The organism is Streptomyces sp. NPDC029122, assembly GCF_055569445.1.
Map to the genome: position 1 here is coordinate 20,346 of NZ_JBVHWK010000039.1, position 6,898 is coordinate 27,243.

Here is a 6,898-nt window from a genome sequence, read left to right on the forward strand (position 1 = left end):
GCCAGGATGCCGTCTGTCATGACTGCATCTCCCACACACACCTCCGCGCTGCACACCCCCGTCATCGCGTGGTTCGACGAGCACGCCCGCGACCTTCCCTGGCGCCGCCCCGAGGCCGGCCCCTGGGGGGTGATGGTCAGCGAGTTCATGCTGCAGCAGACCCCCGTCAGCCGGGTGCTGCCGGTGTACGAGCAGTGGCTCGCCCGGTGGCCCCGGCCCGCGGACCTGGCCGCCGAGGCGCCGGGCGAGGCCGTACGGGCCTGGGGGCGGCTGGGCTACCCCCGCCGGGCGCTGCGCCTGCACGGCGCGGCCGCGGCGATAGCGGAACGGCACGGTGGCGACGTACCCCGCGACCACGCGCAGCTGCTCGCGCTGCCCGGGATCGGCGAGTACACGGCCGCCGCGGTGGCCTCCTTCGCGTACGGGCAGCGGCACCCGGTGCTGGACACCAACGTGCGCCGCGTCTTCGCGCGCGCGGCGACCGGGGTCGAGTACCCCCCGAACGCCACCACCGCCGCCGAGCGGCGGCTGGCGCGGGAGCTGCTGCCCGAGGACGAGGCGACGGCGGCGCGCTGGGCGGCCGCCTCCATGGAGCTCGGCGCGCTGGTGTGCACCGCCAAGAGCCCCGACTGCGTGCGCTGCCCGGTGGCGGCGCAGTGCGCGTGGCGGCTCGCGGGGAAGCCGGCGCACGACGGGCCGCCGCGGCGCGGACAGACGTACGCCGGGACGGACCGGCAGGTGCGCGGCAAGCTGCTGGCGGTGCTCCGGGAGGCGGTGGGCCCGGTTCCGCAGGCAGTGCTGGACACCGTCTGGGACGAACCGGTGCAGCGGGCCCGGGCGCTGGACGGGCTGGTGTCGGACGGGCTGGTGGAGCCGCTCGCGCAGGGGATGTACCGGCTGCCGCAGAGCTGACGGCCGGGCCCGGCCGGCGGACCGGGCCCGGGCCGGGATCCACTCGAAGCTGACTCGAAGATTCCGTTTCGGGCCGGGAAACCGCAGCTCACGGGCGTTGTTACACAACCTACGGGTGTCCGTGCGCCCACCGCAGGCTGACCCGCACAGTGCCGTGACAACCCCTCCGTAACTTCGGACCCGTAAGACAGCGGAGACGGGGACGCAGTGGAGGCGGTCTGAATGGCGCACGGAGAGGTACTCGAGTTCGAGGAGTACGTACGCACCCGGCAGGACGCCCTGCTGCGCAGCGCGCGACGCCTGGTCCCGGACCCCACGGACGCCCAGGACCTGCTCCAGACCGCCCTCGTACGCACCTACGGCCGCTGGGACGGCATCGCCGACAAGTCCCTGGCCGACGCCTACCTGCGCCGGGTCATGATCAACACGCGGACCGAGTGGTGGCGGGCCCGCAAGCTCGACGAGGTCCCCACCGAACAGCTCCCGGACGCGTCCGTCGAGGACGGCTCGGACCAGCGCGCCGACCGCGCCCTGCTGATGGACATCCTCAAGGTGCTCGCGCCCAAACAGCGCAGCGTCGTGGTGCTGCGACACTGGGAGCAGATGAGCACCGAGGAGACGGCCGCGGCGCTCGGTATGTCGGCGGGAACCGTGAAGAGCACACTGCACCGCGCCCTGGCCAGGCTCCGACAGGAGCTGGAGAGCCGGGACCTGGACATGCGTGCCCTGGAACGCGGTGACCACACCACGCGCTACGAGGGGCGGGAGCGGTGCGCGGCCTGAACGGCCAACTTCTGAGGGGCAGGAGCTCGCTGGTACTCATGTCGACGGGGACGTTCGTCCTCGTCGGCACAGTGCTGTTCGCGGCCGGGTGCTCCACCGGCGGCACCGGCCTGCGCGACGGCGGGCCCGCGCGCACCGAAGCGGTGGCGCGCAGCAACCAGCCCACGGGCGGCGCCTCGAAGCCGCCGGCCCCGGGCCACTCCCCCGCCGCGGCCACCGGCAGCCCGGTCAAGCGGGTCGACCCGGTGGCCCTGCTGAAGGCCGACCCCAGGGTCAGTGCCGAGATCAAGCGGGACCTCAAGCCCTGCACGGGCAAGGAGTACCCGATCGACGTGAGCTACGGGAAGATCACCGGCAACACCGTCGTCGACGTCGTGGTCAACGTCCTGTCCTGCGCCGATGCGCTGGGGCGCGGTTCGTACGTGTACCGCTCGGACGGCGGGAAGTACGAGAATGTGTTCGCGGACGAGCAGAAGCCGGTCTACGCGGAGATCGACCGGGGCGACCTGGTGGTCAGCAAGCCCGTGTACGGGCAGGACGCCGCGCCGGCGGAACCGTCCGGCGAGGACGTGATCACGTACCACTGGAACGGCGAGAGGTTCGCCGAGCAGGACCGGGTCCACTCGGAGTACAGCAACGTGTACAACCCCGGGATGCAGCCGGCCCCGGCCGTCTCCCCGAAGAACTGAACGCCCCCGAGAACCCGACGCGCGGTGGTACCGGACGCGCGGAACGCACAGAACGACCGAGCTGAAGAACCGGAGTGAGGCAGGGCATGGCCGAGACCCACGTGCTGTTCGTGGAGGACGACGACGTCATCCGCGAGGCCACGACCCTGGCGCTGGAGCGCGACGGCTTCGTGGTCACCGCCATGCCCGACGGCCTGTCCGGCCTGGAGTCCTTCCGGGCGCACCGGCCCGACATCGCCCTGCTCGACGTGATGGTGCCCGGCATGGACGGCGTGAGCCTGTGCCGCCGCATCCGCGACGAGTCCACCGTCCCCGTGATCATGCTGTCGGCGCGCGCCGACAGCATCGACGTGGTCCTGGGCCTGGAGGCGGGCGCGGACGACTACGTCACCAAGCCCTTCGACGGCTCCGTCCTCGTCGCCCGCATCCGCGCCGTGCTGCGCCGCTTCGGCCACGCCGGCGGCACGCGGAACGGCGCGCACGGCTCCTCCGGAGCGGACGGCTCGGACGAGCGCGGGGTGTTGTCCTTCGGTGACCTGGAGGTCGACACGGAGGGCATGGAGGTCCGCAGGGCCGGCGCCCCCGTGGGCCTGACCCCCACCGAGATGCGGCTGCTGCTGGAGTTCTCCTCCGCGCCGGGCACCGTCCTCTCCCGCGACCGGCTCCTGGAACGGGTGTGGGACTACGACTGGGGCGGCGACACCCGCGTCGTGGACGTCCACGTGCAGCGGCTGCGCACCAAGATCGGGCAGGACCGGATCGAGACGGTCCGCGGCTTCGGATACAAGCTCAAGGCATGAGTAGAACCGCATGAGGCGTGTCACCCTCCGCACGGGGATCCGCTGGAAGATCACCCTCGCCATCGCCGCCGTCGGCGCCCTCACCGCGCTCGCGCTGAGCCTGGTGGTGCACAGCGCTGCCCGCGTGTCGATGCTGGAGAGCGCCCGCGAGCAGGAGCTGGAACGGGTCCAGTACATCTCCCGGACCCCCGACGCCGGACGCAAGCCGATCTGGGGCGCCAAGGTCAACGACCCCGACCTCCCCGCAGAGCTGCGCGAGAAGGCCCGCTCGGGGCGGCGCGGCACCTACATCCACGAGTCCCCCAAGCGGGTCCCCGAGGTGTGGGCGGCCGTACCGCTCGGCAACGGGCAGGTGCTCTCCATGCACCACCCGTTCCGCGAGAGCGCCAACATGGTGCGCGACCTGGACCGGGCCCTCGTCGTCGGCTCACTGGCCGTGGTGATCGGCGGCTCGGCCATGGGCGTGCTCATCGGCGGCCAGATCTCCCGCCGGCTGCGCCAGGCCGCGGCCGCCGCGCAGCGCGTGGCGCACGGGGACCCCGAGGTGCGCGTACGGGACGCCGTGGGCGGTGTCGTACGGGACGAGACGGACGACCTCGCGCACGCCGTGGACGCCATGGCCGACGCCCTCCAGCAGCGGCTGGAGGCCGAACGGCGGGTGACGGCGGACATCGCGCACGAGCTGCGGACCCCGGTGACGGGCCTGCTCACGGCGGCGGAACTGCTGCCTCCGGGCCGGCCGACGGAGCTGGTCCGCGACCGCGCGCAGGCGATGCGGGCGCTGGTCGAGGACGTGCTGGAGGTGGCCCGGCTGGACAGCGCGTCCGAGCGGGCGGAACTCCAGGACGTGGCGCTGGGCGAGTTCGTGAGCCGGCGGGTGGCCTCGCTGATGCCGGAGGCCTCGGTACGGGTCGTCGCGGACGAGATCGTCAGCACGGACCCGCGCCGGCTGGAGCGGATCCTCGGGAACCTGCTGGCGAACGCCTCGCGGTACGGGCGGGCCCCGATCCAGGTCGACGTCGAGGGCCGGGTCGTACGCGTCCGGGACCACGGGCCGGGCTTCCCGGAGGCGCTGCTGCGCGAGGGCCCGAGCCGCTTCCGGACCGGGTCCACGGACCGCGCCGGGGTGGGTCACGGGCTCGGGCTGACCATCGCGGAGGGGCAGGCCCGGGTGCTGGGGGCGCGGCTGACGTTCCGCAACGTCGCGGCGCGGGGCGGCGCGGAGAACGAGGGCGCCGCCGCCGGGGCGGTGGCGGTGCTGTGGCTGCCGGAGCACGCGCCGACGGCGACGGGAAGCTTCCCGGTCATCCAGCTGCCGGGCTGACCCCGGCTCCGCACCCCGCCGGGGCCGGCCCCCCGGGTTCGGCACCGGCGCCGGGTTCCGGACCGGTGCGGGGACCGGGATCGGTGCCGGGCGCTCCCCCGTTCGGGGCGATGTTCTAGCATCCGTGCCATGACTGACGGTACGGATCGCCCGAACAGCCCCCAGCCCGGCCCCGCCCCCGGGAGCGGCGGCTACGGTTTCCCGCCGCAGACGCCGAACCCCTACCAGCCGGGGCCCGCGCAGGGACAGCCGTCCGGCGGGGGCTTCGGGCCGCCTCCGGCGCAGCCGCAGACGGAGGCCCCGCTCGGCGGCGGTGGCGCTGAACCGTTCTCCCCGCCCTCGACGCCCTCCACGCCCGACTGGCAGGCCATGGCCGACGCCACCGAGGCCCAGCGGCGCAAGCGCAGGCGGCTGACCATCGGCATCGGGGCGCTCGCGGTCGTCCTGGTCGCGGGCGGCGCGGGGTTCTTCGTACTGAACGGCTCCGGCGACGACCCGAAGAACCCGCCGGCGGTCGCCTCCTCGGGATCGCCGAGCGCGTCGGACGGCTCCTCCCCGTCCCCGGACGGCAAGACCCCCGAGGACGACTCCCCGACCGTGCCGGGCGAGCCGAACCTGCTGCGCGACCGCAGCGGGAAGATGGGCATAGCCCTGGGCCCCGGCGCCTCACTGGGCGAGCTGGCCAAGCGGACCGAGGTCCGTTTCAAGGGCACGCCCGACTCCTACGCCCAGGGCGCCGAGCCGGCCGTGGACGTCACCAAGAGCTTCACCGTCTCCACCCGCGCCTACAACGTGGCCGAGACCGGCTCGCGCATGGCGGTGAGCCAGGGCGACGGGGTCTCGTACTCCTTCGAGCTGGGCTTCGAGGTCGTGAACGGCAAGAAGGCCTGGGTGTTCCGGGTGCAGACCGGTGACAAGGGCCAGGCGGCGACCGCCCAGCAGGTGGTCGTGGACAACGTGGACACCACACGGCAGTGGGTGCTGCTGACGGGGACCTACGACGCGGAGAAGAAGACCATCGCGCTGTGGGTGGACGACAAGCAGGGCGGCCAGGCGCAGGTCTCCGGTATCTGGCCCGGCCCCGGGCCGCTCCAGCTGGGCCGGGCCCGCCACCACGAGATCTGGAGCGCCGCGTGGGACGGGCCGCTGGACCACATCCGGATCTTCGACCAGGCGCTGGGCCAGGAGCAGATCACCGGCCTGAAGAACAACAAGACCGGGAAGATCAAGCCGACCCACTCCTGGCTGATCTGACCGGGGTCAGATGGTGACGCCGGCGTTGCGCAGGAAGGCCACCGGGTTGACGGCCGAGCCGTAGTTCGGGGTGGTGCGGATCTCGAAGTGCAGGTGGGGGCCGCTGCTGTTGCCGGTGTTGCCGGACAGCGCGATCCGCTGGGCGGCGGAGACCTTCTGGCCGATCCGGACCTGGATCTTCGAGAGGTGCGCGTACTGGGAGTACGTGTTGTTCGCGTGCTTGATCACGACGGCGTTGCCGTACGCGGGGCCGTCGCCGCCGCCGTTCGGGCCGGCCTTCACGACGGTGCCGGCGCCCGCGGCCCGGACCGGGGTGCCGGTGGGAACGGCGAAGTCCTGGCCGGAGTGCTTGTGCGCCCACATGCTGCCGCCCCTGCCGAAGGTCGCGGACAGCGTGTAGCTCACGACGGGCTTGGCCCACAGGACGGGCTTCGCGGCAGCCGCCTTGGCCTTCGCGGCGGCCTTGGTCTTCGCGGCGGCCGCCTTGGCCTGCGCGGCCGCCTTGGCCTGCGCGTCGGCCTGCGCCTGGAGGGCGGCGGCCTCGGCGGACACGGACACGGCGGAGGGGGCCTCGTCGGCGAAGGCGGCGGTCGTCCCGGCCCCGAGTGCCAGCAGCGCGCCGAGACCGGTGGCGGCGAGGGCGGTACGGGTGCGGCGGATGCTGACGCGCTTCGCGGACATGGGAGACCTCCGGGGCCGGGGACAGGAGCGGTGGCAAGAAAGATCCCGGCGCCTGCGGACCGAACCGCTGCTGCCGGGCTTGCCCCACCTTGGTAACCCGTGCCCCCGGGCTTCCCCAAACGTCCCTTTTACTACCCCGGCTCGTAGCCGCCGGGTGGATCTCCGAGCTCTTGACGGCGTCCGTACTGCGCAAGCGCGGGGACAAACCGGGCAGCCGAAGCTACGAGAGTTCCTAGTAGGTCCGATTTGCCCTGTGCGGCTTGTCACCGGCCACCGGGCCCCGACGGGCACCCCAGGGCCCGGCGGGGACCGCTCCCCGCCCCCGCTCCGCCGTCCGGCCCGTCCAGGCGGCCGCCTACGGCCGGGCACGAAAAAGGGGCGGCCCCGGGACCTCGTGGGTCCCGGGGGACCGCCTCCCACCCGGGCGAGGGCCTCCCCCTCTTCTCCGCCCCCTC

7 protein-coding genes are annotated in these 6,898 nt (G+C 73.5%); 6 read left to right on the forward strand and 1 reads right to left on the reverse strand.

Translation table 11 applies throughout. The features are described 5' to 3' along the window. Window positions 1–18 precede the first annotated feature (18 nt). The 6 genes from ACZ4WZ_RS31365 (at window position 19) to ACZ4WZ_RS31390 (ending at window position 5,762) form a co-directional block, all read left to right on the forward strand. A complete protein-coding gene (locus ACZ4WZ_RS31365; protein WP_467896134.1) occupies window positions 19–912 on the forward strand; it encodes an HhH-GPD family protein in 894 nt (297 codons plus the stop codon). Window positions 913–1,134: 222 nt separating this feature from the next. Next, window positions 1,135–1,695, forward strand: coding sequence for a SigE family RNA polymerase sigma factor (locus tag ACZ4WZ_RS31370; protein ID WP_007264805.1), 561 nt, complete (start codon window positions 1,135–1,137; stop codon window positions 1,693–1,695). A gap of 38 nt (window positions 1,696–1,733) precedes the next feature. Continuing rightward, the gene (locus tag ACZ4WZ_RS31375) at window positions 1,734–2,384 is read left to right on the forward strand and encodes a hypothetical protein (RefSeq protein WP_467896137.1); all 651 of its coding nucleotides are present in this window, start codon (window positions 1,734–1,736) and stop codon (window positions 2,382–2,384) included. 86 nt (window positions 2,385–2,470) lie between these two features. Continuing rightward, a complete protein-coding gene (cseB, locus tag ACZ4WZ_RS31380; protein ID WP_467896140.1) occupies window positions 2,471–3,184 on the forward strand; it encodes a two-component system response regulator CseB in 714 nt (237 codons plus the stop codon). A gap of 10 nt (window positions 3,185–3,194) precedes the next feature. After that, window positions 3,195–4,508 carry a two-component system sensor histidine kinase CseC gene (cseC, locus tag ACZ4WZ_RS31385; RefSeq protein WP_467896143.1) on the forward strand — a complete coding sequence of 438 codons (1,314 nt, stop codon included), beginning with the start codon at window positions 3,195–3,197 and terminating at the stop codon, window positions 4,506–4,508. A 129-nt stretch (window positions 4,509–4,637) separates the two neighbouring features. Next, a complete protein-coding gene (locus tag ACZ4WZ_RS31390) occupies window positions 4,638–5,762 on the forward strand; it encodes a LamG-like jellyroll fold domain-containing protein (RefSeq protein WP_467896145.1) in 1,125 nt (374 codons plus the stop codon). 6 nt (window positions 5,763–5,768) lie between these two features. Here the strand turns inward: ACZ4WZ_RS31390 and ACZ4WZ_RS31395 are convergent, their stop codons facing one another. Continuing rightward, on the reverse strand, window positions 5,769–6,443 hold the full coding sequence (locus tag ACZ4WZ_RS31395; protein ID WP_467896148.1) for a M23 family metallopeptidase: 675 nt from the start codon (window positions 6,441–6,443) through the stop codon (window positions 5,769–5,771). Window positions 6,444–6,898: the final 455 nt, after the last annotated feature.

What these genes read in the sequence shown, in the direction of transcription:
- ACZ4WZ_RS31390 (WP_467896145.1), top strand. Translation starts at nt 4,638, where the DNA reads ATGACTGACGGTACGGATCGCCCGAACAGCCCCCAGCCCGGCCCCGCC.
- ACZ4WZ_RS31375 (WP_467896137.1), top strand. Translation starts at nt 1,734, where the DNA reads ATGTCGACGGGGACGTTCGTCCTCGTCGGCACAGTGCTGTTCGCGGCC.
- ACZ4WZ_RS31370 (WP_007264805.1), top strand. Translation starts at nt 1,135, where the DNA reads ATGGCGCACGGAGAGGTACTCGAGTTCGAGGAGTACGTACGCACCCGG.
- ACZ4WZ_RS31395 (WP_467896148.1), bottom strand. Translation starts at nt 6,443, where the DNA reads ATGTCCGCGAAGCGCGTCAGCATCCGCCGCACCCGTACCGCCCTCGCC.
- ACZ4WZ_RS31365 (WP_467896134.1), top strand. Translation starts at nt 19, where the DNA reads ATGACTGCATCTCCCACACACACCTCCGCGCTGCACACCCCCGTCATC.
- cseB (WP_467896140.1), top strand. Translation starts at nt 2,471, where the DNA reads ATGGCCGAGACCCACGTGCTGTTCGTGGAGGACGACGACGTCATCCGC.
- cseC (WP_467896143.1), top strand. Translation starts at nt 3,195, where the DNA reads ATGAGGCGTGTCACCCTCCGCACGGGGATCCGCTGGAAGATCACCCTC.